Annotated in this window: 22 protein-coding genes; 12 read left to right on the top strand and 10 right to left on the bottom strand. The window is 46.7% G+C overall.

All coding sequences use genetic code 11. The features are described from left to right. Positions 1-83 precede the first annotated feature (83 nt). The 8 genes from R8N28_RS08005 to dsrO form a co-directional block, all read right to left on the bottom strand. Positions 84-662, bottom strand: coding sequence for a membrane integrity-associated transporter subunit PqiC (locus R8N28_RS08005; RefSeq protein ID WP_054577654.1), 579 nt, complete (start codon positions 660-662; stop codon positions 84-86). Continuing rightward, positions 662-2,308 (bottom strand): intermembrane transport protein PqiB, encoded by a 1,647-nt coding sequence (pqiB, locus tag R8N28_RS08000; RefSeq protein ID WP_005376682.1) that lies wholly within the window; start codon positions 2,306-2,308, stop codon positions 662-664. The genes R8N28_RS08005 and pqiB overlap by 1 nt, the downstream gene beginning before the upstream one ends. Beyond that, a complete protein-coding gene (locus R8N28_RS07995; protein WP_005385807.1) occupies positions 2,301-3,632 on the bottom strand; it encodes a paraquat-inducible protein A in 1,332 nt (443 codons plus the stop codon). Before R8N28_RS07995 ends, pqiB begins: the two co-directional genes overlap by 8 nt. A 304-nt stretch (positions 3,633-3,936) precedes the next feature. Then, the gene (locus R8N28_RS07990) at positions 3,937-4,989 is read right to left on the bottom strand and encodes a c-type cytochrome (protein WP_065274701.1); all 1,053 of its coding nucleotides are present in this window, start codon (positions 4,987-4,989) and stop codon (positions 3,937-3,939) included. Positions 4,990-4,997: 8 nt separating this feature from the next. Further along, positions 4,998-5,561, bottom strand: a complete 564-nt coding sequence (locus R8N28_RS07985; RefSeq protein ID WP_372082336.1) for a c-type cytochrome — start codon at positions 5,559-5,561, stop codon at positions 4,998-5,000. 277 nt (positions 5,562-5,838) lie between these two features. Then, entirely contained in the window at positions 5,839-8,931 is a 3,093-nt protein-coding gene (locus R8N28_RS07980; protein WP_065274699.1) for a tetrathionate reductase subunit A, read from the bottom strand. A gap of 17 nt (positions 8,932-8,948) precedes the next feature. Continuing rightward, entirely contained in the window at positions 8,949-10,079 is a 1,131-nt protein-coding gene (nrfD, locus tag R8N28_RS07975; protein WP_017821651.1) for an NrfD/PsrC family molybdoenzyme membrane anchor subunit, read from the bottom strand. Then, complete coding sequence (gene dsrO, locus R8N28_RS07970; protein ID WP_047103392.1) at positions 10,076-10,840, bottom strand: sulfate reduction electron transfer complex DsrMKJOP subunit DsrO; 765 nt, start codon at positions 10,838-10,840, stop codon at positions 10,076-10,078. Before dsrO ends, nrfD begins: the two co-directional genes overlap by 4 nt. Positions 10,841-11,019: 179 nt before the next feature. Here dsrO and R8N28_RS07965 point away from each other — a divergent pair, with 179 nt between their 5' ends. The 5 genes from R8N28_RS07965 (at position 11,020) to R8N28_RS07945 (ending at position 16,663) form a co-directional block, all read left to right on the top strand. Beyond that, positions 11,020-12,846 (top strand): sensor histidine kinase, encoded by a 1,827-nt coding sequence (locus R8N28_RS07965; RefSeq protein WP_065274698.1) that lies wholly within the window; start codon positions 11,020-11,022, stop codon positions 12,844-12,846. Between the two features lie 25 nt (positions 12,847-12,871). Then, on the top strand, positions 12,872-13,474 hold the full coding sequence (locus R8N28_RS07960) for a response regulator transcription factor (protein ID WP_017633878.1): 603 nt from the start codon (positions 12,872-12,874) through the stop codon (positions 13,472-13,474). Positions 13,475-13,576: 102 nt separating this feature from the next. Next, positions 13,577-13,975 (top strand): hypothetical protein, encoded by a 399-nt coding sequence (locus R8N28_RS07955; protein WP_065274697.1) that lies wholly within the window; start codon positions 13,577-13,579, stop codon positions 13,973-13,975. Between the two features lie 64 nt (positions 13,976-14,039). Beyond that, positions 14,040-16,151 carry a protein-disulfide reductase DsbD family protein gene (locus R8N28_RS07950; protein ID WP_065274696.1) on the top strand — a complete coding sequence of 704 codons (2,112 nt, stop codon included), beginning with the start codon at positions 14,040-14,042 and terminating at the stop codon, positions 16,149-16,151. Then, positions 16,148-16,663, top strand: a complete 516-nt coding sequence (locus tag R8N28_RS07945) for a protein disulfide oxidoreductase (protein WP_025767244.1) — start codon at positions 16,148-16,150, stop codon at positions 16,661-16,663. Before R8N28_RS07950 ends, R8N28_RS07945 begins: the two co-directional genes overlap by 4 nt. A gap of 49 nt (positions 16,664-16,712) precedes the next feature. Here the strand turns inward: R8N28_RS07945 and R8N28_RS07940 are convergent, their stop codons facing one another. Next, positions 16,713-16,934: a hypothetical protein gene (locus tag R8N28_RS07940; protein WP_005385790.1), complete on the bottom strand. Its 222-nt coding sequence runs from the start codon at positions 16,932-16,934 to the stop codon at positions 16,713-16,715. A gap of 423 nt (positions 16,935-17,357) precedes the next feature. Between R8N28_RS07940 and R8N28_RS07935 the strand changes: the two genes are divergently transcribed. From R8N28_RS07935 to R8N28_RS07905, 7 genes are all read left to right on the top strand, one after another. Next, a complete protein-coding gene (locus R8N28_RS07935; RefSeq protein WP_065274695.1) occupies positions 17,358-18,131 on the top strand; it encodes a TIGR02594 family protein in 774 nt (257 codons plus the stop codon). A gap of 2 nt (positions 18,132-18,133) precedes the next feature. After that, complete coding sequence (locus R8N28_RS07930) at positions 18,134-18,568, top strand: hypothetical protein (protein ID WP_082240158.1); 435 nt, start codon at positions 18,134-18,136, stop codon at positions 18,566-18,568. A gap of 228 nt (positions 18,569-18,796) precedes the next feature. Next, positions 18,797-19,930, top strand: coding sequence for an efflux RND transporter periplasmic adaptor subunit (locus tag R8N28_RS07925; RefSeq protein ID WP_065274694.1), 1,134 nt, complete (start codon positions 18,797-18,799; stop codon positions 19,928-19,930). Then, complete coding sequence (locus R8N28_RS07920) at positions 19,923-21,194, top strand: TolC family protein (protein WP_065274693.1); 1,272 nt, start codon at positions 19,923-19,925, stop codon at positions 21,192-21,194. Before R8N28_RS07925 ends, R8N28_RS07920 begins: the two co-directional genes overlap by 8 nt. Then, entirely contained in the window at positions 21,191-22,405 is a 1,215-nt protein-coding gene (locus R8N28_RS07915; protein WP_065274692.1) for an ABC transporter permease, read from the top strand. The genes R8N28_RS07920 and R8N28_RS07915 overlap by 4 nt, the downstream gene beginning before the upstream one ends. Positions 22,406-22,407: 2 nt before the next feature. Then, a complete protein-coding gene (locus R8N28_RS07910) occupies positions 22,408-23,691 on the top strand; it encodes an ABC transporter permease (protein ID WP_065274691.1) in 1,284 nt (427 codons plus the stop codon). Positions 23,692-23,713: 22 nt separating this feature from the next. Next, positions 23,714-24,418, top strand: coding sequence for an ABC transporter ATP-binding protein (locus tag R8N28_RS07905; RefSeq protein WP_104216627.1), 705 nt, complete (start codon positions 23,714-23,716; stop codon positions 24,416-24,418). Between the two features lie 65 nt (positions 24,419-24,483). On the opposite strand, the gene R8N28_RS07900 is transcribed toward R8N28_RS07905, so the two are convergent. Then, positions 24,484-25,167: a topoisomerase I gene (locus tag R8N28_RS07900; RefSeq protein WP_065274689.1), complete on the bottom strand. Its 684-nt coding sequence runs from the start codon at positions 25,165-25,167 to the stop codon at positions 24,484-24,486. Positions 25,168-25,227: the final 60 nt, after the last annotated feature.

Genomic DNA, 25,227 nt, shown 5'->3' with positions numbered 1-25,227 from the left:
TTCGTCAGCTTTCAGCTTAGTAGAAGTCGCTACACTCTGCATAAAAAAGGGAAGCAACTTGCTTCCCTGTAATTAACATTGACTTAGAGTTGTTTGGCAATGTTTGAGGTTAGGCTTTCTAAGCCTATGGATAAAGCGTTGACGAGCGCTTCATAGCCCTCATCTTGAAGCGGCTGTGAGATTTGTATTGGCGCGCTGTTTTCTACCTTACCTTCGGCATTAATGAGTAACCATTCCCCCTCAATTTCGATATTACCTTTGTAGCTGCCATTAAATTTATTTAACGTAAGCTGGAGTTTGGCTTCACCGCTTTGATCCAACAGATTATTCATTTCAGCCGGCCAGTAATGACTTTGCTTGTGACGCAGATCCGCGACGACTCTCTGAGTGATTTGCTCAGAAATACTGTGCGCCCATTGATTGTGTTTCGCCTGAATAACTTGGGTCTCAGAGGTTCGATAAACAATGCCACTATCATTCAAATAACTCGCCAATGTCACTGGACGAACAACTAAAGTTGGGCGCTGAGCGATATCAGAAGAGCTCAGCGTCACTGGTTCCACCTTAGGTAGAAGGTACATAGCTCCTTTAGTTTGCGGAGCGCTACTGCAACCCGTTAGACCGACAAATAGCGCGATAGACAGAAAGAATACTCGTTTCATTAGTTTTGGCCTTTAACTGGTATTGGGTCACTGATTTCATCTTCTCCAAACACAAGAGAGTTTGGCTTTTCGTTTAGCTGTTTAAGTACGGGTTTAAACTCTGTCATCACGCTTTCTAATTCTTTTAGCGTGGCTTCCATTTCGCTGTACATGGTTGAGTTGGGCCCATAACCATCGAGTGTTTTTTGTAATTGCTGTAAGCTTTGGCGAATATCTGTTGGGATCTCTTGCGTCTCTTTTTGATTCAAAAGTTTATCAATACTGTCCGCCACGCGTTCTGCTGAAGCTAACGTTTTTTCGGACGTTTTTAACGTTGAATTGAGAGAGTCTAGTGTTTCTTCCATTGGTAAGTTATTAATCTTATTTAGGAAGTCGTTCACTTGGCGCTGAACCTGCGCAAAACCACCACGCATGGTTGGGAAAACATCTAAATCAGCAAACTTACTCGGTACGTAAGGCTCGTCGTTTGGATAGAAGTCGGCGTCAACATACAGTGCGCCTGTTAATAAGTTACCTGTTTTTAAAGTACCACGTAGGCCTTTAGCAAACTCACTCTTCAATTTATCTTTTAACATTGGTAAAGATTGGGATTGGAAATCGCCATAAACACGGCCGAGCTCGATTCGTACCAATACAGGGATTTTTTTCGCAGAAAAGTTCTCTTCTGGGGTTGGAAGTCGCATTGGTACACGCATCACAGTACCAATTCTCAAGCCTCGATATTCGACAGGTGCCTTACGTTTAAGTCCTCGTACCGATTCATCAAAAAGCATAACGAATTCAATATAATCATCGTACATGCCTTCTCGAAGTTGTTTAATATCATCGTACAAGCGGAAGTTGACCATATTTTCAGTGAGCTGTTCACCGGATTCAAGACCTGGAACGGTATCGAAGGTAACACCACCCGTTAGCATGCTCTCTAATGAGCCAAACTTGACTTCGAACCCTTCAGCGTTGAGCTGTAAATCTACGCCAGAATTCAGCCAGAACTTGGTACGAGTGCGCACTAAGCTGTCATAAGGCTTGAAAATAAAGAGTTGGTATAACGCTTTGCGAGTGTCAACATCAAAGCTGGTTTTCTCTACACGACCAACCGTAAAGCCTTTATAAATGACGGGGTCACCAACGCCTAGCTTACCAGCCTCGCGGTGTGTTAACACAAGGCGTAACCCCTCTGCATCAGGAGAGGCGACTGGGGGAACATCTAAGACCGTAAAGCGCTCTTTCTCTATCTTAGATTTACCCGGCTGAAGTTGGATATAAGCGCCAGAGAGCAAGGTCTCTAAACCTGAAACGCCATCACGGCCAATACGAGGCTTCACCACCCAAAACATGGTGTCATCTCGCAGCATGCGTTCTGCATCCTTGTTCATTTGTGCCTTAGCGATGATGTGATCGTAATTTTCACTGAGAGTGACTTCAGTAATCAGTCCGACTTTTACATTCAATGCTCGGATTTCGGTTTTGCCAACCTCAATCCCATCTGCGGTTGGCAGTTGGAGAGTAATTTGTGGGCCTGTACTGTTGATATATTGGAACAGCATCCACGCTCCCATGGCTAGCGCAAGGATCGGGACAATCCATATCGCAGAAATCTGCTTTTGCGGTTTTATTTGAGCGGTTACGTTGTTCTCATCACTCATATTTGGCTTTCTCGTTTAAGTTGTCAGAAATCGGCTCCTGCACTTCGTTTTGTGGCAATTGCCACAACAAACGTGAGTCAAATATCATTGCAGAAAGCATAGTAAAAATGACCACTGCCGCGAAAGAGAGCGCAGCAGGACCTGGATAAATCGCCATTAAGTTTTGCAGCTGAACCAGTGCAACTAAGATCGCGACGACGAAGATATCGATCATGGACCAACGACCAATAAACTCAGTTATGCGGTAGATCTTTAAGCGTGAAATACTCTCTTCGTGCGGAAGATATCGCGCTTTTTGCGCATTGTAATACAGCCACGCGAGTGCCAGCATTTTCGCCATTGGAATAAATACGCTAGCAAAGAAAATTACCATCGCAATAGGGTAAGAACCTAAATGCCAAAGCAATATTACCCCCTCCATGATAGTTGAACCTTCTGCATGTCCAAGGCTTACGGTGTACATCATAGGGTAGAGGTTCGCAGGGATATAGAAAATGACTGAAGCAAACAAAAGCGCCCAAGCTTTTTGTAAATTGTCTGCGGGGTTGTATTTGTGAATAGGGCTTTTACAACGAATGCAGTGTTGGTGTTTTTTAGCTTCAATAGGGTTGAGCTGGTGACACGTATGACAACCAATATGGTTGTGGTTATGGTGCGTATCACCCTCTTTTACATCAGATAGCTCGATAGCTGGAATAAAGTGCCCCCAGAGCCAGCTTTTGTCGACCATTGATATGCATTTGACTACCAGAACGGTATATACACAAAACGCCCAGAATGAAGTGCCCATTCCTATGTCTGCGAGGGAAGCGATTTTAATTAAGCTGACCAACACGCCAATCAAAAAGACATCCACCATTAACCAGGGTTCGACTCGAAACAGAAGACGGCATAAAACTTTTGCCATTCGTTGCTGCTTTCTAGAGGGGGTATGTTTACGTGCTTTTAATGCTTCAAGGTGAAGAAAGAGAATGAGACCAACATAGATTGCGGGCAAAACGATAACTGTTGCGAGTAGCAGCACACCCAAAAGCACATTTTGAAACTCAGCCAGCATTTTGGCAGCGTGCAACAAGGTGATTTCTTGCGACAACCCTTGCACGCTGAACGACATAAAAGGGAAAGAAATGCTTAGCACTAACATGATCAAACATGCCGATGATATGGCGATCACGCTTTGGTAAGGCTTGGCATTCACTTTAGTCAGCGAATGCGAACATCGAGGACATTGTGCTTTTTGCCCCTGTTCGATATCGGGAATGCGAACAACAAGGCCGCACTCTTCGCATGAAATTAACTGACGGGAATTAGGTTGAATACTCATCGGGTAGGTTTTAGATTCATTTGCTTTAAGAATACTCTTTTTTCACTGGGCACGCTTGTTTTGATTCAGGAGTTTACGAGTTTCTTAATTTTGGCATTAGAGCATATGGGAGATCTAAGACATAAACGAAGTCGCGTTTGGTACAAGATTTTACGGCGAAGATGAGTATGTTGGAAGCCGAAAGTAATATGATGTTGCTTGGTTTATTGGAGGGGGTAACTACTTGTTTTTAAGGGTAAGTAACCCTGCCCAGATAATCTGAGCAGGGAAAAAGAGCATTTTATTTAAGGTGCTTAGTTGTACTTTACTTGACCGTTCCGCTCTTAAAGGCATTGGAGCCGACTTGCGTACCGTTGAGCGTTTTGCCGTAATAGCCTTGGTGCTGGTGATATTTCTCCGCGTTTGCGGTGACATTGCCTTTGAATCGAGGATCTTGTGGACGCTCATGGCTGTTGACGTATGCTGCGACATCCCAAGCTTCTTGCTCTGTCAGCTGCACACTTTTCCCAAGCGGCATGTTTTCGTAAATAAAATAGGCTGCAGTGTTAATCCGGTGCATGCCTGCGCCCCAGTTATACGCATATTCGCCCCAAAGTGGTGGAATGTATGAATGGTCGTTGGTGTCTTTGATGCCTGAACCGTCGGCGCGATGGCAAGTTTCACAGTTCTTTTCGTAGACCAATGCGCCTCGCTCTATTGATGGTTCTTGCTCAGGGGCGGCGATTTTTGGGTAGCCACGCCCAGAGAGATTACCTCGCTTTTCAACTGGTAATGCTTGTGCGATGGCTTCGGGCAACGGAAAGTCTTTTGCTTTTCCACCAATTTGCAACGCTTTTGCGTCTAGCTCTGGAATGGGTTCATCCGCCATACCATGTTTGTCAAGCAAGCCGCCCATCGCTAACCAGTAGGCGTAAGCACTAAGGGCAACAATTTCTGGCGAATCGTAAGCGGGCGCTTTACCGTTCATGGAATACTCGAAACAACCCTGGATACGGTCAGCATAGCTGTTTACGCGATCGTTTTTCTTACGATATGCCGGGTATGCCATGTAAGCTGCCCACAGTGGCGCAGCGTTTGCTTTTCGTCCTGCCTCCATATGGCAGTTCACACAGTTTTGTTCGTTGCCAACGTATTTTCCGCGCATTTGTTGTGAGTTAACAAAGAGCGAGTAACCGCGTTTTACTTGCTCACCAAATGCGGTGTTTGGAATTGTACTGAGATCACGCGGTTTTAAGTATTCACCGTGCTTTTCTTTTTCTATCGCAGGTAGCTCTTTCTGGCGGTCCGGTAACGGATCGTTAGCTAGTACGAGCGTAGAAATGAAAGGCAATGCGAACAAAGAATAGAAACGTTTCATGTCTGCTCCTAGTAACGTAATGAGGCAAAGTAGTACGAAAGGTTTTCAATCTCTTCGTCAGTGAGATTTTTTGCGATGGTCCCCATCATATTGAGCGGGTCACCACTGCGAGTGCCGTTTTTCCATGCCATCAATTGCGTTTTTAAGTAATCAGCATGTTGGCTTGCGAGGCGAGGGAACTTGTCGACGCCCATACCGCTGGCTCCATGACAAGTTGCGCAAGCTGGAATGTTTCTATCCCAATCGCCTTGGAAAATTAATTTACGATAAGGGTTACGAATATCAGCTTGGTCGCCGCGTTGTTCTGGATTCGTGAACTCATAGCTCGGGAGGTTAGCAAAGTACTCCATAACTTCCTTACGGTCTGCGGGATCGCTGAGTTCCTTCGCCATGCCTTGCATGACCACATTTTGGCGTTCGCCACTAAGGAATAGTTCGATTTGAGTGTTGAGATAATTCGCGTTTAAACCAGCGATCATAGGCGCGATATTTGGCTGTCCCATGCCATCTTGGCCGTGACAACCGCTACATACGCTGGCTTTTTCCGGAATAGACGAGGCGCTTGCGCCCATAGTGGCTGCTAACAAACAGGCCGCCACCACTGAAAGAATTTTTGACATGCTGACTCACTTTAATTTTTATTAATATGTCCAAGCGCTACTTGGTAGTCACTTGGACGATATTGTCGGCCTTGTCAATAATGAAAGGTATTGTGGATTTCCACATATTTAATAAGTGTAAATGGCCGTATTTGTTTTTATTGGTTGTTCTATAAGCGATAAAAACAAAGTGGTGAAGAGCTGCACAAATCGGCAGCTCTAAGTGGTAGAGACGTCTTAACGTGCGGCGTCACGCTTTGCGGATTTTGGCCGGCAGGGACTGACGTGCCGCCGCGCCCACTACCCAATCCAACAACACGCCTTTGCCTTCTCGAGTAGGGTCAATTAAGCCAATGTCGTTAATATTGACGCCATCTTGGCTGCGCGTTTTTACGGGTTGTTGTTTATCGCCGATCCAGTGCGAGCGTTGCCCTAGCTCGGTATGACCAAACCCATGTTCAAACCCGAGTGTGCCAGGGCGAATCCCACTCACTATCATCGCAAGTGCTTTGGTGCTTGCAGATGGGGTTTCGATAACAAACTCATCACCCGTTTTAATGCCTGCGCGCTCGGCATCGATTGGATGGATGTACACTGGGTTTACGCCTTTAATCGAGTTCAACCGTGGCGATAGGTTGGACACCGCACTGTGAATGTTGGATTTAAAGTTCGTCAAGCTAAATGGCCACTCCGAGCTTGGGAACTGGTCTTCCATTGGTGTGCCGTCGGCCAGCTTTTGCGGATGCCATGTCGGGCAACCGGTGTAGAAATCACCCGTCATGGTGTTTCTCGCGCTGCCGACTCGCTCGTTCCAGATTGCGACTGGTCGTGTCCATTTGTGTTTCATCTGTTCGCCTTGATACGCTTCGCTGGCATTTTCAAAGCGTCCACCACGAGCAAAAATAAACGCCACACGTTTCATCTCATCCGCTGTCAGCGTCTTCTGCATGGCTGGCATTAAACGCTCTAGGCCGGACCACGCAATGTCTTCTGCCGAAACTTCAGGCACCCCGCCTTTCACATAAGCCAAGTTTGCCGCGGAACGTAAGTAGAAATCTTCAGCTCTGTGGAGAGCGAGCCAATTCCCTTGCGCATCTTGAATCGCGTTGTCACCAAAGCCGCCTAGTTGCATTTTCTTGGCGACATCAATCAAAAAGTTTTCTAAGCAAATCGAGCGACCGTCGGCGGTTTTCTCTGTTCGTGCTTCCACTATCGGCCAACGAGCGGTGACGGTTTTCACCGGAACGTCGTGCCAAGGCGTTGCCATACCCCAGCTTTCGTAGGTGACCGTGTCCGGCACAATATAGTCCGACAATGCGGTGGTTTCGTTAATGAACGCATCAACAGACACAATCAAACCGAGCTGCTTTGGATCTTTAAGCTTGTCTTCCAGCAGCGCTTTCAAACCGGGTACACCATACATTGGGTTCGCCATGTGATTGATCCACGCTTTAACGCGGTATGGATACCCATCAATAGCCGCAGATAGGTGCTCTGTCAGCAGTGGCGCGGCAAACGGATACCAAGGGGCGCGAGTTGGATAAGGGGATTCACCAGCCTCAACGCGACGTTTGTATTCGCTGGTTTTGTGGTATGGGAATTTACTGCGCGATAAAAAGACGCCTTTCGGGCCGACTTTGCCAGCAAATTTGGTGAAGTCGTAACGAGGACCCGCAGCGGAAGTTGGATAGCCACCCGCTTTGGCCATCGCGCCGCCTTTCATGTTGATATTACCAATCAACGCATTGAGCATCATGATAGTAAACGAGTTATAGAACCCATTGGTGTGCATGTTGCCACCGTGGGTATCGACCACCGCTTTTGTTCCGTGACTGGTAAAGCGCTTTGCTAGTTCAACAATTTGTTCGACAGGGATTTCACATTGTTGGCTGTAGAACGCAAGACTGTATTTGAACGCCTCTTCTTTGAGTCTTTGTAGAGACGATTTTACGCGCACTTCGCCCGATGCAAGCGAAACCGTTTTATCGACAAACAGTGCCGCTTCCTCAGCTTGGGTATGAACACCAAATTCGCCGCTTTGCTCATCCACGATGACGTACGGGTCGGAGTCAGACAACGCTTCTCCCTCGAATGGCAGATTCAAGTCCGACGCGCGTAAAAACGTGCCGTTTCTCGGGTGCTGATTATCGCTTATCACGAGATGCGTAGCATTACACCAGTGCGCGGTGCCGGCTCGTTTCATCGCGTTTGCCCCCGGCTGCGCCAAGAAGGTTTTGTTGTAGCGTTGGTTTTCGATGATCCACTGGATCATGCCAAGCACGAGGGCAGAGTCGGTACCCGGTTTGATTGGTATCCAGCGGTTGTTGTCACCGGCGGCCAAGCTCGATGAACCCGTAGGCAAACTTGGCGTGATGATGGTGTATTCCAAGCTACCTTCTGTTCGCGCATTGGCGAGTTGGCGCGCCTGACGCTTAAAAGGGTTGCCAGCTTGCGCAGGCGACATACCGATGAAGATGATGTATTCCGCATTATCAAAGTCTGGCTTCAAGTGTGCGTTCTTATCTAAATCGTTCATGAATGCGCCGCTGCCAGCACGAAATGCGTAGCCGCAGTAAGAGCCGTGATGCCCAAAGTTACGTGTACCATAGCTGTTGAACGCGAAGCGTTTGAATATGTCGTCTCGGCCTTCGTTACCGGCGTTGGTCATTAACAATTGGTTGGCTTTCGGTCCATATTCTGGGTTTTCAGGATCTACGGGCGTTGTTAAATCGTGAATGCCGCGTAAGCCATCAACATGGCCTTCACCAAATAAATCACCACCTTCTACGACTTCTTCTATCAATTGCTCGTAGCTGATCGGAATCCATTTTCCTTCACCGCGTTTGCCAACTCGTTTCAGTGGCTGAGTAATACGGTACGGGCTGTTGCGAATTTCTAACATCCCGTTTCCTCTTGCACAGGCGGTGGAACGACCTTCAAGGCCCGCTTCTCCTGCCAAACTTAAATAAGCATCTTTGACTGGCGTTTCGAACGGAATGTGTTGTTGATGAGAGAGTGGGTGATATGGGTTGCCAGTAATACGCAAAATCTCGTCGTTGCGGTTATCAATGCGTACACGCAATCCGCACAGTGACCAACAACCAAAGCACATCGATGGTGCAACGCGCTGATTTGGATTAGGGATTAGGTTGCCTTTGCTGTTGACCGTGTACTCTGGTTCAAGCGAGTTACCGTGGTGAATATCACGCGTTTTTTCTCCCGCAGTGCCTTCGAGCGCACCCTCGACCATGTGTTTGGTGGTGGTGGCGTAACCCGCAGCGAATGCGCCAAGCCCACCCACTGCAATGCCTGATTTCAAAAACTGACGGCGTTTGTTATCCATGATGAAATCCCCTTTGATTAGCGTTCAGTTAAGGTGGGTGATGAGGCTTTTACTTCGATCTTTTGTTTTGGCTGAACCAGCTCCGAACCGAGCAGTGCCAGTGCAAGCCATAATCCGAGCATGCCGATAATGCCTATCCAGCCATTTCCATCCATAGTGAGTTGGTATGGATACAGCCCTGCATCGAACTTGGCGATGGTTTGCACTTCCATGATGGTAAACCAGCGAATCAGCCATGCACTTTCCAGTGCGGCAGCAGACACAAAACTGAGCCCTATGACGTGACGAAATCTGGCTGATGCGGACTTTTTGGTATCGCGCAAGAAGATGAAAGCGAGCAAAACACAACCTAAAACGACAAAAGTGAGCAGGGCAATGTTGTGCATCCATTGTTCGCTAGAATAGAGCGAAAATGCGGAATTGTTGGATGCCCAAATCGGTAGCAGTATCAGCGTTAATACACCGCTGGTAACCACTGATTTTTTCAGTAAATTAGTATCGCCAGATGTCAGCGTCTTTGACTGACTAGGCAGCAGTAACCAAATCAGCAGAGAAAATCCGACAGCGCCCATAAATGCAGTGACAAACCAAAGAATTGGTGACGCGGGTTGGTGCCATAAAGAGCGCGATTTAACGACCGCAATTTCAGCGCCTGTGTAGACTGCAATGGTGATGCCTGATAGCACCGTGATGGCAGACACCATAAGCATGACTCTACGAGAGAGCGCCCAGTCACCCAGTGACAGCTTTGAAATTAGAGGCAGTACTTTCCCTGGCTGATTACGTAAGTTGATCAGATCCTCGCGGAGATACAGCCATGCAGTCACTACCGCTAAACCTGAGAAAACAGGCAAGAAAAGCGACCCTAAAGACATCCATGACCACGGAGTGATGTGTGCGTAAAAATGCCATGCGCGTCCCGGTTGGTGAAGGTCGCCAGTTAACGCTAATGGCCCCACGATGGCGCCGATGGCCAGCGTCAGAACAAGCGCAGCGCGCAGTCTGTGACTGGTGTGTTTTTCAAATAATAGGGCGATTAGGAATAAAACAGCAGCCGCATAAGCCGAACCGATGTAGAAGAAATATTGCACCGCCCACGGGAGCCAAGCCATCGCTTGAGGTTGGACTAACACTTCGGTGATGTTCATGCGCGCTCTCCCTGTGGGTCGTAAATAGCAGGTTGTCCGTCGATGTGGCTGGTGAAGCGTTCATCCATGCCGATGTAAAACACGTGAGGCTTGGTGCCTTCATTGGGTTTTAGCACTTTGATATCGTCTTGGTGCTTCGCAATTAAGTGGCGGACTTCACTTGATGGATCATTCAAATCACCAATTACACGTGCACCGCCAACACAGGTTTCCACGCAGGCAGGCAATAGACCTTGTTCTAGACGGTGAGCACAGAAGGTACATTTATCTGCGGTGAGGGTGTCTTCATTGATAAAGCGAGCATCGTAAGGGCAAGCTTGTACGCAGTACGCGCAGGCGACGCAGCGGCTGTTATCCACCATGACAATGCCATCTTTGCGCTGAAAGGTTGCTTGAACCGGACACACTGCCACGCAAGGTGGGTTGTCGCAGTGGTTACAAAGGCGCGGTAGCATAAAGGCTTTTGCTTCTCGCGTGGTAGAGCCATCATCTAACGTAACTTCGTATTGCTTTACGGTGGTTCGGAATTGACCGATAGGCGCTTGGTTCTCGATGCTGCAACCCACAGTGCAAGCCTGGCATCCGACACATTTACGCAAATCTATCACCATGGCATAACGCTTCCCGACTTGTCCTTTTCGGTCAGCGGACTGGTTATTTCGAATAATGTTTCCCGCAGTTGCCGTGCCAATGCCTGCGACTGGAATTAACGCGGCTCCGGCTGTGACCGCGCTGAGAAAGCGACGTTTGGTGGAATCCATAACTCACCTGCTTTTTTGTTGTATTTGAATTGACTGATTCCATTGTGAGAAATGCACTGCGAGGCTTATATTGTGGATTTCCACATACCCAGATCAAACTTGATCTAAAACAAATGTGGTTTACCAAGGGTAGCTGTTATTCTTGCTCCATTACTTTCGAAGGAACGATTCTACTCATCATGAACAAAACGCCACGGTTGCTTCAGTTTTGGGTTCTTTGCTTAGTTGCCTTTGCATCTTTGGCTCACGGCGCAGTTTCTGAACAAGCAGATCTGCAAGAGCAAAAAGCAGAGCAGCCACAGGCCAAGCAAAAAGTCGAAGTGGGCGTGTTAGCGATACGTGGTCATCTTTATGCCGAGCAGAGATGGCAACCGACCATTGATTGGCTCAATCAGCAAATTTCCGATGTGCATTTTGTTCTTCATCCCCTTAACTTGGATGAAATGGGCGAAGCGGTGAAGTTTCAGACCATGGATTTCATCTTAACCAACCCAGGTCAAGCAGTGCGGTTGGGCAGGCAATACGCGCTATCGTGGATGGCAACGCTAACCAGCCGAGCGCCGCAAAATTCGAACTACGGCATTGGTTCGGCGCTTGTGGTTCGAGCCAATTCAAGTTATCAAACGGTGCAAGATGTCTCAGGACGTCGCGTTGCGGCGGTATCAGAAAAAGCCTTTGGTGGTTATCTAACGATGCGCTATCAAATAGTCAAAATGGGGCTTAATCCAAACGATTTCTTTTCTGATGTCCGCTATCTTGGTTTTCCTATTGATGCCAACCTGTATCAATTACGTGATGGCAATGTGGAAGCGGCCGTCGTCCCTGCTTGTTTATTGGAACAGATGTTAAGTGAAGGGCTTTTACAACCGGGTAATTACCGAGTTTTAAATCAACAGCCGAACGAGCGCTCGTTATGCGCTGTTTCCACACCGCTTTATCCTAACTGGTCATTTGCCAAAACAGAGCGCGGCTCAGCTCAGATTGCCAAACAGATTGCGCAAGTATTGTTAGCGATGCCACCTGAACACCCTGCGGTTATTGCGGCAGGCGCGTCAGGTTGGACGTCCCCCGTCAGCTTGCTGAGCATCGACAAACTTTATCAGGCGTTGGATCTCCATCCGTTGCAACAACCTTGGTGGCAAGAAGCATTGCGCTGGCTGCGTAGTCATCAAGAATGGGCATGGGCGCTGTTCATGTTTGTTATTGTGTTGAACGCGTACCACTTTTGGCTTGAGTATCGATTTAGCAAGAGTAAGCAAGCGTTGGAGCAGACATCGTTACGATTAAAAGAGAAAAGCGAACAGTTAGAACACTCACAAAGAGTCGCGATTGTCGGAGAAATCGGCACTAGTCTTGCCCATGAACTCAATCAGCCATTGGCGGCCATTCGCAATTACAGTGAAGGCGGTTTACTTCGCTTGGCCAAAAAGCGCCCTCATGAAGATATTGTCCCAGTGCTTGAGAAAATACAGGGCCAAGTTGAACGAGCCGATGCAATTATTCAGCGCTTAAGAACGTTGATCCGCAAGCGTAGTGTCGACAAAGCGCCGTGCGATCCTCAAGTACTCATTGATGACACGATTGAGTTGCTCCATTTTCGAATGAAGAAGCAAAATATTTCGATTGTGACCAGTATAGAAGGGAACGTCCGTCCGGTACTTGTCGACGCTGTGGGCGTTCAACAGGTTTTAGTTAATGTGATCAGTAACGCGATTGATGCGTGTACTTTGTTCCAAGAGAAATATCACTCGTCAGGTTATCAAGGTAAAATTGCCCTGCATAGTGACTACCAAGTCAATCAACTTTCCATTCGAGTGTTAGACAATGGTACAGGGTTGCAGCAAGAGAATCCGACTCAAGCGTTTGTGAGTAGCAAAGAAGAAGGGCTTGGGCTGGGGTTAGCCATTTGTCGCGATGTGATGGAAATGCATGGTGGCGAGTTTGTCATCAGCTCGACAGCACCACATGGTTGTTTGGTTGAGCTTGTGTTTCCATATCAAAACTAATCTGAACTAGGCATAGGAGCATTCAATGAGCAGCGGTGAAAAGCAGCTACCTGTTTTTGTAGTCGATGATGATGAATCGGTGCGTGACTCGCTCGCTTTTATGCTGGAAGAGCATGACTTCAACGTGACGACTTTTGCTGATGGGCAATCTTTTCTCGATAAAGTGAACATTCATCAGGCCGGATGCGTGATCCTTGATAGCCGAATGCCCAACCTTCGTGGTCAGCAAGTGCACCAAGTTTTAAATCAAGCCAACAGCCCGTTGGCCGTTATTTATCTGACAGGGCATGGTGATGTTCCGATGGCGGTCGATGCATTGCAAGCTGGGGCGGTCAATTTCTTCCAAAAACCAGTCAAAGGCGATGAACTGGCACGAGCCATTTTGCAGGGACAGGCGCAGTCTGCCACAAACCTCGATATGGCAGCAGCTAAATCGGCTTATGAATCGCTCACACCTAGAGAAAAAGACATTTTACGTTTGATTATTGAAGGAAAGCGCAACATTCGTATTGCTGACGAACTTTGCATAGCAATGCGAACGGTTGAAGTACACCGAGCCAATCTATTGAAGAAGTTCTCGGCAAAAACCGTCGCAGAGTTGGCATATATTTATGGCAGGCTAGATTAAAGCTTAGCGAGTGAAGCCTCTTAAGGTTATTTAGAGGATACAACTTGAGCTTTATGACGACTCGCGTATTATCTTCTTCGTTCTTACTTTATCTGAATTCTTATGAGTTTGTTGACTAAACGACATCACACGCCACATAAGCGGGCAAAATGGCTACTGGCGATTATTGGCTGGGTGGTCGTTGTGTGTCTGATGCAAAATTCAGGCTTTGCATCGTCATGCTCTATGAAATATGAGACGGAAGCGCCTGCGGTTTCACTTGCTGATGAGCGTTCGAGCGTCAAGTCGATTGATACTAAAGAAACTAGCAAGTGCGAATTGTCTGAAAAGTTAATTCAGTTTTCTCAACATCAACTCGATGTATTTATTGTTGTTCTGTTTGTCGGTCTTTTTGCTTCGGCAATTTGGTTGTGCAGTGCCTATATTGGTGCGCAACATTGGACGGAACCGATAGGCCGTAAGTATCGAGTCCATCTGACTTTCTGTGTGTTCCGAGAATAAAAGCGTGCTTTCTGACCACTAGCGTCAGTTATTTAGCACCTTTGTCTTTTAACTAGGAATCACTATGAATCAAATTACTAAACTGACTCAGTTTGCGTTCATGTTTTTTATGACGCTTGCTTTGAGTTTGCTCTCTCTGAGTATTTCAGCTCAAACTACTGATACAGGTTGGCTAACCAACCCACAACATCCTCCAGTGCAAACGCGCTTTGTGCTCACTGGTCAACAAGATCCGCAAGCCAAAACACTTACAGGTTATTTGGATGTCAAGTTAACCGGAGACTGGAAAACTTACTGGCGTTCACCTGGTGAGGGCGGCGTAGCACCATCTATTGATTGGCAAAATTCACAAAATTTATCCAAAGTGGATTGGCAATGGCCGCACCCACAAAAATTCGAACTATTAGGTATCGAGACTCTTGGGTATAAAGGCGATACTTTGTTCCCCATGACGCTGCACGTCGAAGACATGTCCAGACCTGTCACGATTGATGCGGTACTGACACTTTCTTCTTGTACGACGATTTGTGTGCTGACCGACTATCAAATTCAATTGACGTTCTTGCCTTCTGATCTAACAGTCGATGAAGGCGTGATGTTCAGTTACGCTCAAGCAGTGAGTAACGTGCCGCAGCCATCGCCGTTTATTGATGTTACTCAGGCGAGTTGGGATGCGAACCAATCAAAACTACAAATCAAGCTACAGAACAGTCAGGGTTGGCAACAACCACAAGTGCTGGTGGATGGTGTCGATGAAGCAACGCGAGACTATAGCTTCAAGCTTGAAGGAATGCATCAAGAAGGAAACATCGTCACCGCGAGCTATATCGTTGATACTTGGCTGGGCGATGTGGAGTTAGATGGTCAGTCGCTGTTTGTGACCATCAAAGACACCAATTTACTAGCAGAAGAAACCACTCAAGCAACTGCTGAGGCAATAGTTGAACCGTTGCCGAGCACGTCTCTAACGAGTGTTTTTCTATTCGCGTTGCTCGGCGGTTTAATTCTTAACATTATGCCTTGCGTTCTTCCGGTTTTGGGGATGAAGCTAAGTAGTATTGTTGCCGCTCAAGGTATCGAGCGTCGTCAAATTCGCGCTCAGTTTGTTGCCTCGTCACTTGGTATATTAACGTCGTTCTGGATTCTCGCTGGTTTTATTTTGGTGCTTAAGCTAACAGGTAATGCCATTGGCTGGGGCGTGCAATTTCAAAGCCCTTGGTTCTTAGGTTTGATGGTGTTGGTCACCACTTTGTTTGGGGCCAATATGCTGGGGCTGTTTGAAGTCCGTCTATCATCGGGTACCAATACATGGCTAGCCTCGAAAGGTGATAACTCCCTAGTTGGTCACTATGTTCAAGGTATGTTTGCCACATTGCTTGCGACGCCTTGCTCCGCGCCTTTTCTAGGAACGGCCGTGGCGTTTGCCTTGGGTGCCGACGTATTAACGTTATTTGCAACCTTTACAGCATTAGCATTGGGTATGGCACTGCCTTGGCTCTTAGTCGCTGTGTTTCCAAATATCGCGCTGAAACTACCAAAGCCTGGCTCGTGGATGAATGTCGTTAAAATAGCGTTTGGCATAATGATGCTGGCAACCAGCGTTTGGCTACTTTCATTAATGGCAAATCATGTACCTATGTTATGGATTGCACTCATCGCTGTGGTTGCTTTTGTTGTAATGATGGCAAGAGTTAAGAAAGTGTATGGTGAGAAAGCGCTTGCTGTATCCGGAACTGCGTCATTAGTGTTGATAGCTGGTGGCCTGTTACTTGGTAGTGTCACTGCCGACCAATGGGCGACACCGCTTCCTGAGGACTTAGCGTGGCAGAAGCTTTCTAACTCGGCGATTGAAGATCACGTCAATAATGGGCGAGTGGTGTTTGTGGATGTCACTGCGGATTGGTGTGTCACGTGTAAAGCGAACAAGATCGGTGTGATCTGGCAAGATCCTGTCTACTCATTGCTGCAAAGCCCTAATGTAGCGACGTTAAAAGGGGATTGGACACATCCGGACGGCTCGGTAACTGACTTTTTACGAGCTCATGGGCGTTACGGTGTGCCGTTTAACATCGTCTATGGCCCGGCAGCGCCGCAAGGTATCCCGTTACCTGTGATTCTGACTGATGATGTTGTTTTAAGTGCGGTGAAGCAAGCGAGTGGGGGAGCTATTCAATGAGTTCGACAAAGCGGCGTAGAACATTCCGATATTGGCTCGTTCAAATCGTACAGATGGTGCTCATTGTCACCGTCATTTCCATCGCGATGGATTGGTATCGCACTAAAGATATTCCTAAACAGGAGTCACCACCATTGAGCTCAGTCTTGAGCGATGGCGAACACTTCGATGCAATCGCGCAAAGTTATGAACAACCTGTCGTTGTTTATTTTTGGGCGACTTGGTGTCCCGCTTGTAAATTTGTAAGCCCAAGCGTGAGTTGGCTGAGTGATGACTACACCGTAGTTGGCGTTTCTGGATCGTCGGGACCGAATGAGCGTGTGGCGCAGTTTATGAGGGCAAAAGAATATCGTTTCGAAAACATAAACGATCCTTCAAGCGATATTATGCGCGAATGGAAAATTAGCGTGACCCCAACCATTTATGTTTTAAGAAATGGTGAAATTTCCTCCGTCACAACTGGCGTTACTACTCCGATAGGAATATTAACGAGAATTTGGTTAGCTCGATAACGCAATAAAAATCCGATATTCAAAATATTGAGTATCGGATTTTTTCTTTTTATTTTCTCGCTCTAACGGGAATAATAATGTGTGCGTATGGCATACCATTCCACATCACGTATGGGCCATCATAACTTGAACCGGTTGGTAGAGAGTCGAGCAACACTTGGTCTAGGGTAATAATCATCATGTGTGGTTCTTCCACAATCCATTGGTTATCGTCCGTTATTCCTTCTGAAAATGGGTCGGTGTTATTGGCGCCGCCATCACCCGCTAACATGCCAAAAAATACAATTAACTGAAATGAAATTAGTTAAATAGTCAGATTAATAAATCAAAGCTCAATTTAATAAAAAATTAAAGTTTGATAAATTTAATTATAGATTGACCTTAAAAAGGAGTTTTATTTAAATTTAAAATAGTAATTGATAGTTTTACTATGTTAATTTAAGTGTTCTTTTATAAACATTTTTCGTCTATTAATACGCATGGTTTAAAACATCTGGCTGTTCTGCTTTGAAGCGTGACCAAAAGATGCTAAATAGATGTTTTTAGTGATATGAGCTGAGTTTATTTGTAATCTATATTTTCAACACCTAATTTCCCTCGTATGGCTAATCGTATAAAACAACATTTTATCTTTATTGTTGTCACGCTAAAGCGTACTTTCTTAATTATATGATTGGTTATAAAGGTAACGAGAATGGGATTAAAAATCCGTGGCTCTGTTGGTATAAATGGCACTAATTCGAAAAATGATGTTAAAGCAGTTCAACAATTTTTAAATGATAACCAAAAGAGAATAGGTTTTACCCGACTGTTGGTTGTTGATGGCTCGTTAGGGCGGAGTCCTCATTTGTCGAAAACAGTAGAGGCAATAAAAGTGTGTCAGCGTAAGCTACTTTATATGGTAAAGCCAGATGGTCGGATCGACGTAAATGGTAGAACTCATCGTAAGCTCAATGGATTACCAACCTATAGCTCATTGAAAAATGATCCTCATGATGCTCAAAAACTAGTAACCAAAGTACCTTGGATGAAAACAGCGTTGGGAGAAATTGGACAAAAAGAAGTTTCAGGCACTAAGGGCAATCCAAGGATTTTAGAGTATTTTACAGCATCTAAGTTCTGGGGCACTGATGACTCTGGAGGTCAAAATGCTTGGTGTGGTTCGTTTGCCGCTTGGGTTTTTAAACAACACGGAATCACTCCAGTAAAAGAAGCTTATCGAGCAAAGGAGTGGAAGGGTTTTGGTAAAAACATCTCAGAACCTATACATGGAGCTCTAGGGATTAAATCGAGAAAAGGTGGTAGGCATTTGTACATGTTAGGAGGAAACCAAAGCAACCAAGTCAACATAGCAAAGTACTCTATTGATGTCTGGGACAAGTTCGTAGTACCGAGTAACTACGATGAAACAAAAGGTACTTTACCTGTATATACAAAAGGCTCTGCCTTAGCAGGAACGGAAAGCTAAATATGAAGAAATTTATAAGTTTGCTAGGCTGTATGAGCTTATCAGCTTGTGCTTCACAGGGAGTGTACTCTCAGAATGAGGTACTCAAAGATGCGATATTTCAAACGCCCTATTCTGCAGTGGTGAAAATTACAGGTTTTGAAAAGTTTGCTGAACACGAGGAAGATGTTCTCTTTAAAGTTCAAGCAGAAGTGATTCAGAAACTTCGTGGAGACGTTGGGTCTGAGATTACTTTCAGTATGTATGGCGAGCTAGGAGATGAGCCCAATATACACAATGATCCTGTCATTCTCACACTATGTCGTGATAAAGATACATATTACTGGCCTGGAACGGGGGCTGAGTTTGAGGCTAATCAAGAGAACATATTAAACGCTCAAGAAACAGCCGCTCACTTGGATACAGAACAGCGCCATTTTGCACATTGTTCAGAATGAAAAGGGTGGTGGTTGAAACGAGCGGTTACAGAGCATGTTAGTCGCCATCGTAGACAGCGTCTTTGCTGAATGATTCCTCGAGATTTTTTTAGTCTTTGATTGTCAGAGGTGACTGACAAAACCATACCAACTGTGACAACCAAACCGCTATTAAAGCAGGATATTATTCCTTCAACTTTGTGTTTTAGGAGTAGTCATTAGACTACCCAATAATTGTTGGAATAAATAATGACGAAACGTTGGCTTGTCTCCGCAGTGAGCATTGCGCTGCTCGGCGGTGCTGCGTACTTCTATCTCCAATCTGCCGCTCAACCAGAATTACTGCCTACATTGATTGTGGAAAAAGGCACGATTGAAAAACAAGCGGTGGCTGTTGGTAAAATTGTCCCTGCACACTCTGTGTCTATCAAGTCACAAATCGACGGTATCGTCGGTGAAATTTACGCGAAAGTTGGTGAAAAGGTGAAACAAGGCCAGCCGCTGATCAAAGTGCGTCCAAACCCAACCCCCCAAGCATTAACGGATGCATCGGCAGAACTCATGCGTAGCGAAGCCGATCTGGAATCCGCCAAACAAAAACTGTCCAACTTAGAAAGCTTGGTCAAGCAGGACATTATTCCAAGTAACTACGACGAATACGTAAGTGCGCGCTCGGCAGTCAAATCTGCGCAAGCGGACGTATTGCAAAAGCGCCAGAATCTCGAACTCATCCGCAGTGGCGAGGCGTCTATCGGCGATGCACGTTTAACGTCGACGATCTACGCGCCAATTGATGGCACGGTACTCAACCAGAAAGTTGAGGTCGGAGAGCCGATCATCTCGACTCAATCAAGCCAAGCCGCGACTGAAATGATGTCATTGGCCGACATGAACAGTCTGATTTTTAAAGGTAGCGTCAGTGAGCATGATGCTGCGCAGTTGTCTCCGGGAATGCCCGTTATGTTGACGGTTGCGCCTTATCCTGATGTGGCGATTTCTGGTGTGCTAACCAAAGTGGCGATTCAATCTGAGAACCTTAACTCACCAGAGGGCAATGCTTCTGCAAAAAGTTTTGATAACGGTTTTGAGGTTGAAGTGGGAGAACTCAAGATCCCACAAGATGTGTTGCTTCGTTCTGGTTTTTCATCGACGGCTCAAATCATTCTGAAGAAGTCTGAAAACGTGCTCACTCTACCGGAGCGCGCTCTGCAATTTGATGGTGACGCACCGAATGTTCTGATCCCCGATAGCTCAGAACAAGGGTTTCATAAACAACCTGTGAAACTCGGTCTGTCAGATGGCATCAATGTCGAAGTGCTTGACGGCGTGGAGCTTGATGAAGAGGTTATCGACAACAGTATGATGGGAGCGGCGCATGGTTAAGCTGCAACGATCAACAATCGCCTTTGCATTGTTGGCTGCCACGCTCAGTTTGCCGACCTACGCAATTTCTATTGAACAAGCTTGGCAACAAGCAAAGCAGAACGATCCAAATTACGAAAAAGCGAAAATCGGCGTCCAGCTTGGCGAGGTTGGCGTACAGAGTAGCCGCAGTGCGTTATTGCCGGGTTTAAGTGCCAGTGCGTCAGCGGATTGGAATGAGTCCTCAAGCCATTCGAACAGTTACGGCGCGACCTTATCTCAAACTATTTGGGATAGCAGCTTGTGGTCGGAACTGGATCAAGCGAATGCCAATTATCTCAAAGCACAGTTAGAGCTATCTCAATCACATAACGAGCTTGCGCAGAAGTTGCTCACCGCTTACCTAGATGTGGCAAGCGCACAGGGCGACCTCAAATTGGCACAGTCCAAGCTGGAGGAGGGGAAAGAACTTCTCAACATCATTGAGAAACGCTATCGAGCAGGCAAAGTGAAGTCGGTTGATGTTGAAGAGATGCGAGCGAATCAAGTCTCTGAGCAAGCAAGTATCCTCAATGCAAAAGCCGATCTCGAAGTGAAAAAAGCAGAGCTTGCGGCGTTAATCAATCAAATGCCGGAGAGTGTCGACCAAATTCGAACGGATTCTCTAATTCAGCCGCCGATGCTGGTGGACTCTCAGGAGCAATGGCTAAAGCTAGCGACAGACAGCAGTCCAGAGCTGTTGGTGGCGGCGCAGATGGTGAAAGCGAGCGAGTTCGCGAAAGATTCAGCTAAGGGTGGATACTACCCGACCGTCAAAGGCAGTGTGGGCTACAGCGATGGTGACAATCGTTCAAACGGCGAGTTTAACGCTGGGATTAGTTTGAGTTTGCCGATTGACCTCAATGGTGCAGTGCGAGCGAAAGTGGACGAAGCATCGTTGAACATTTTAAGCGCCAAGCAAGATATGCGTAGAGTGGAAATTGATATTCAGAAACGAGTTATTCAGCAGTTTACGCAGGTCGATATCAACTGGAATCAAGTTTTGATAGCGAACGAGCTGGTTGAGTCGCGCGCCAGAGTGTTGCAAAGCAAAGAGAAACTTTACGACGCTGGTCTGCTTGAAGTGTCGGAAGTTATCAGCGCACACAACAGCTTGTTTGAGGCGAAAAACAGTCTGCAAACCAACTTGTACAGCTACTGGCGTAAGAGAATCGGCTTACTGCAAACCGCAGGGAAACTCGATGACGATACCATGGCGTTGATCTCTCGGGCTTTTCATTCATGAGCAGCCTATTGCAACAAACTTGGCAAACGTTGATGGCGCACCGCATGAAGAGCGTGCTAGCCATTATCGCGATTGCTTGGGGCGTGATCTCTGTGGTGGTGTTAATCGCACTTGGCGAAGGCTTTTATCGCCATCAGACCCAGTCGTTTTCGTTTATGATCAACAATGTGCAAGTGGTGTTTCCATCGAGCACCAGTAAACCGTGGCAAGGGTTACCTTCAAGGCGACAAATTGATATTCCACAAGAAAAAGTCGACATGATCAAACAGTCGGGCTTCGTGCAACAGGCGTCGAGCGTTTACGCCAAATGGGATGCGAATATCACCAATCTCAAAGGACAGAATTTATCGAGTACGGTCAGCGGTATTGATACGTCTTACTTTCCTTTAATGCAACGCAAGCTGCAATCCGGTTCGAGAAACCTGTCACCCAGTGATATGGACAACCACACTCGCGTGGCGGTGTTAGGCGATCAAATTGCGCAAATGGGCGGAATCCAAATCGGGGATAGGCTCAAAGTCAACGGCATTCCGTTTTTGGTGATTGGGATAACCGTTGGTGAGGACACTGGCATTTCATTCGGCGATAGCCGCACGGTTTTCATTCCTCAAACAACGTACCGCGATTTGTGGGATGCGAAACCTTGGATGGTATTGATGAAGCCGAGAGAAGGGATGGATGCATCGTCGTTTCGACAAAATATCGTGAACTTTTTCGCCAAGCAGCTTCATTTTGACCCAAGTGATAAAGATGCGGTCGAATTACCCGATTTTAGTGAAGGTGCGGCGGTCATCAGTGGAATTTTACGTGGCATTCAGATTTTTCTTGGAGCGAGCGGCGCGATGACCATGGCGGTCGGTGCGCTTGGCGTTGCCAACATCATGTTTTTATCTGTCACGGAGCGCACGCGTGAAATCGGTGTGCGTTTGGCGATCGGGGCGACTCAAAAATCCATACTCAGTCAGTTTATTCTTGAGGGGCTTATTTTGGTAGCTGTGGGCACGGAATTAGGTCTGATGTTTTCGTATGCCGTGGTATCTGTCCTAAGCAGCATGGCATTACCGGAATGGATTGGTTTGCCTGTGATCACGCCAGATTCCATTGCTTGGTCTTTACTTGTGACGCTTATCTTGGCATTGATGGCATCGTATTTCCCAGCAAGGCGAGCATCGCGTCTCACGCCAGTCATTGCTTTGAGTGCGAGGGCCTAGTCATGTTGTTACCGATGAGACAAATTTTCCAAGAAATGGCCGCAGAAAAGCTGAGACTGGGTTTGACCATTCTGGCTGTAGCGTGGGCGACCCTTTGTATCGCTGCTATGTTGGCGGTAGGTGAGGGTATTCGTCAGGGCGTATTGAAAACCGCACAAAATGGTAACGGCAACTTGATTTATTTGACCGGAGGGATGGCCACCGTCGACCACGGTGCTTTTCACCAAGGTAAGTTTCTGACACTAAAAATGGACGATTCAGAGGTCGTTCGAGCGTTACCCGATGTAAAAAGCGTTGCGCCAACGGCGAAGTGGAAAGAGCGTATCACCGTTGGTGACAGAAGCTCGTGGCAAGAGCCGTTAGCGGTCACGAGCGAGTTTCAATCCATGACCAATTTGGTGCCGATGGCGGGGGGGCGATGGTTAAATCCACTCGATCAAAAAGAGACGCGCAAAGTCGTTGTACTGGGTTATGAACTGGCAGCCGACTTATTCAACCCGAATGAGGACTTTAGTTGGTTTGCGGCAGTCACATTGCAAGTCAACCCTGTGGGGAAAAAGGTAAAAATCGGCAATGAGGAGTTCACTGTTGTGGGCGTATTGGAGAAAAACAGCGCCCAAATAGAACTGGGGGATCTTATCAACTATTCCAGCTTTGTGCCGTTAGCGACGTGGAAGCGATTTCATGTCAACGGTGAAATTGGTGGCATCAATGTGCAGCCACAAGCAAATGTAGACCGAGAAGCCTTAGCAAAGACGATCAGGCAAGTGATTGCCCGTAAACACGGGGCAAGTGTCAGTGATGAACAGGTCGTCCAAGTTGATGATATGTTCCTTAAGCAAAAGAGTATGCAGCAGTTTCTGATAGGTTTGCAGAGTTTCCTTGGCATTATCGGCTTCGTGACGTTAGCTGTTGCTGGCGTTGGCATCGCCAATGTGATGTATGCCACCGTAAAGCGATCTACGCGTGATATCGGTGTGCGCATGGCAGTCGGTGCAACCCCAACGGCTATTCGCATGCACTATTTAGTACAGTCTTTATTGACAATGATGATGGGGGGGGCGTTTGGGTTAGCCGTGACGTACGCGCTGGTGTCTGCCATCAGTTCCATTCCTTTAGAGGGCAATGCCTTTTATGAACAACTGGGTAAACCTGTCCCTGAGTTGTCGTGGGTCGTTGTCGCGATTGTCATCCTCACCTTAGTGATAATTGGTGTGGCATCTGCATGGTTACCTGCAAACCGAGCCGCAAAAGTCAGCCCGTTGGAGGCGCTACAAAGTGAATAACAACAATAACTCTGGAGAGAACATGTCGAACAAGTCGCTTGTTGAGCTGACCAACATCTGTAAATACTACTCAAGCGGGGAGGCGGAAGTTCGCGCGCTAGACGGCGTTGACTTAACCATTAATCAAGGCGAGTTTCTTTCGATTCTTGGCCCGTCCGGTTCAGGCAAATCAACGTTGATGAACATGCTCGGCTGTTTAGATAAGCCCACCGATGGCGAGTACCAACTTGGCGGCCAAAACGTCGCAAGTTTAAGTGCGAATGAGCTGGCTGGCATTCGTAACCAAAAGATCGGATTTGTCTTCCAAAGCTTTAACTTATTGGAATATGCGACGGCGCTTGATAACGTGGCACTGCCGTTGGTTTACTCTGGTATCAAAGCCAAAGAACGTCGCCAGCGCGCAGCTAAATTGCTAGAGCAAGTCGGGCTAGGGGATCGTTTAGACCATAAACCAAACCAGCTTTCTGGTGGTCAAAAGCAGAGAGTTGCGATTGCAAGAGCCTTGGTCAACGATCCGCAAATCATCTTAGCGGATGAACCAACGGGTGCATTGGATTCAAAATCCGGCGCAGAGATTGAAGCCTTGTTCAATCAACTTCACGCTGAAGGCAGAACATTGATCATCGTGACGCACGATAACGCTCTGGCAGAGCGCACTAAACGCATCATCACCATCAAAGACGGCAAGGTGATTTCGGATAGGGTGCCGGTAAGTAGGGAGAAATGAGCTTTTCTTAATTGAGAACTGAGTTTTAAGGGAAATAGCGATACAGAGGCTATCTCCCTTTACTTTTATTCGCGATGTTCGTTTTGTCTCTCTTTTATCAAGTCATGCTTTTGTTCTTTAAGTAGAGTGATTGCGAGCTTAGTGTCCTCAATCAATTTACTGTTATCGTTGAGATCTTTGCTCTTCAAAGGTAAAACTAGATAATGAATACTGCCATCTGCATTCTGTACTCCGGTAGCGATGATGACATCACCTTCAGACGCCGTACCAAAATACTCTGATACAACTTTGGTTTCGCTGACACCGTAGCTATCCAAATAGGATGGCTCCGTATTGTCAAACAAGATAGGAACCCCTTGCTTAGCTAATGTTCGCAATTGTTTTTGCTTTTGCTCGTCGAATGGATAGTCGGTCGTACTGATGTAACTTACCTGTTCAGCTTCAATAAAATCGTACAGTTCATTGCTCAGTTCATTTAATGGGGCAGATATCCAAGGTGTAGCTGGAATGACGTCGGAAGTATCATCATTGCGACTTTGTGGTGTAGGAGCGGTAACCACCTTTTGAGCAGCATTGCTCTCAGGAGGCGTTACACTTATTGTAGCAGCGTCTTCTGTCTTGATTTGCTTGTCAAGGCTTGCAACAGGTTCGGTCTGGTCATTCTTGTTATTTGAATTAATTAGAAATATGGCGAGTACTGCACCAAGTGCTAGCACCGATCCAGTCAAGAGTTTTTTGTTACTTGTCATGTGTCATGTCTTACCGTTTATTTCATTAGTAAATACAGCGGCCACTTATTTATTCCGTGG

The organism is Vibrio sp. Vb1554 (assembly GCF_033344235.1).
Note: the sequence above shows the minus strand (reverse complement) of the source record. Positions and strands in the feature narration are given on the sequence as shown.

Excerpts from the sequence above, each read along its gene's own strand:
- R8N28_RS08005 (WP_054577654.1), bottom strand. The coding sequence starts at position 662 with ATGAAACGAGTATTCTTTCTGTCTATCGCGCTATTTGTCGGTCTAACG.
- pqiB (WP_005376682.1), bottom strand. The coding sequence starts at position 2,308 with ATGAGTGATGAGAACAACGTAACCGCTCAAATAAAACCGCAAAAGCAG.
- R8N28_RS07995 (WP_005385807.1), bottom strand. The coding sequence starts at position 3,632 with ATGAGTATTCAACCTAATTCCCGTCAGTTAATTTCATGCGAAGAGTGC.
- R8N28_RS07990 (WP_065274701.1), bottom strand. The coding sequence starts at position 4,989 with ATGAAACGTTTCTATTCTTTGTTCGCATTGCCTTTCATTTCTACGCTC.
- R8N28_RS07985 (WP_372082336.1), bottom strand. The coding sequence starts at position 5,561 with ATGGGCGCAAGCGCCTCGTCTATTCCGGAAAAAGCCAGCGTATGTAGC.
- R8N28_RS07980 (WP_065274699.1), bottom strand. The coding sequence starts at position 8,931 with ATGGATAACAAACGCCGTCAGTTTTTGAAATCAGGCATTGCAGTGGGT.
- nrfD (WP_017821651.1), bottom strand. The coding sequence starts at position 10,079 with ATGAACATCACCGAAGTGTTAGTCCAACCTCAAGCGATGGCTTGGCTC.
- dsrO (WP_047103392.1), bottom strand. The coding sequence starts at position 10,840 with ATGGATTCCACCAAACGTCGCTTTCTCAGCGCGGTCACAGCCGGAGCC.
- R8N28_RS07965 (WP_065274698.1), top strand. The coding sequence starts at position 11,020 with ATGAACAAAACGCCACGGTTGCTTCAGTTTTGGGTTCTTTGCTTAGTT.
- R8N28_RS07960 (WP_017633878.1), top strand. The coding sequence starts at position 12,872 with ATGAGCAGCGGTGAAAAGCAGCTACCTGTTTTTGTAGTCGATGATGAT.
- R8N28_RS07955 (WP_065274697.1), top strand. The coding sequence starts at position 13,577 with ATGAGTTTGTTGACTAAACGACATCACACGCCACATAAGCGGGCAAAA.
- R8N28_RS07950 (WP_065274696.1), top strand. The coding sequence starts at position 14,040 with ATGAATCAAATTACTAAACTGACTCAGTTTGCGTTCATGTTTTTTATG.
- R8N28_RS07945 (WP_025767244.1), top strand. The coding sequence starts at position 16,148 with ATGAGTTCGACAAAGCGGCGTAGAACATTCCGATATTGGCTCGTTCAA.
- R8N28_RS07940 (WP_005385790.1), bottom strand. The coding sequence starts at position 16,934 with ATGTTAGCGGGTGATGGCGGCGCCAATAACACCGACCCATTTTCAGAA.
- R8N28_RS07935 (WP_065274695.1), top strand. The coding sequence starts at position 17,358 with ATGGGATTAAAAATCCGTGGCTCTGTTGGTATAAATGGCACTAATTCG.
- R8N28_RS07930 (WP_082240158.1), top strand. The coding sequence starts at position 18,134 with ATGAAGAAATTTATAAGTTTGCTAGGCTGTATGAGCTTATCAGCTTGT.
- R8N28_RS07925 (WP_065274694.1), top strand. The coding sequence starts at position 18,797 with ATGACGAAACGTTGGCTTGTCTCCGCAGTGAGCATTGCGCTGCTCGGC.
- R8N28_RS07920 (WP_065274693.1), top strand. The coding sequence starts at position 19,923 with ATGGTTAAGCTGCAACGATCAACAATCGCCTTTGCATTGTTGGCTGCC.
- R8N28_RS07915 (WP_065274692.1), top strand. The coding sequence starts at position 21,191 with ATGAGCAGCCTATTGCAACAAACTTGGCAAACGTTGATGGCGCACCGC.
- R8N28_RS07910 (WP_065274691.1), top strand. The coding sequence starts at position 22,408 with ATGTTGTTACCGATGAGACAAATTTTCCAAGAAATGGCCGCAGAAAAG.
- R8N28_RS07905 (WP_104216627.1), top strand. The coding sequence starts at position 23,714 with ATGTCGAACAAGTCGCTTGTTGAGCTGACCAACATCTGTAAATACTAC.
- R8N28_RS07900 (WP_065274689.1), bottom strand. The coding sequence starts at position 25,167 with ATGACAAGTAACAAAAAACTCTTGACTGGATCGGTGCTAGCACTTGGT.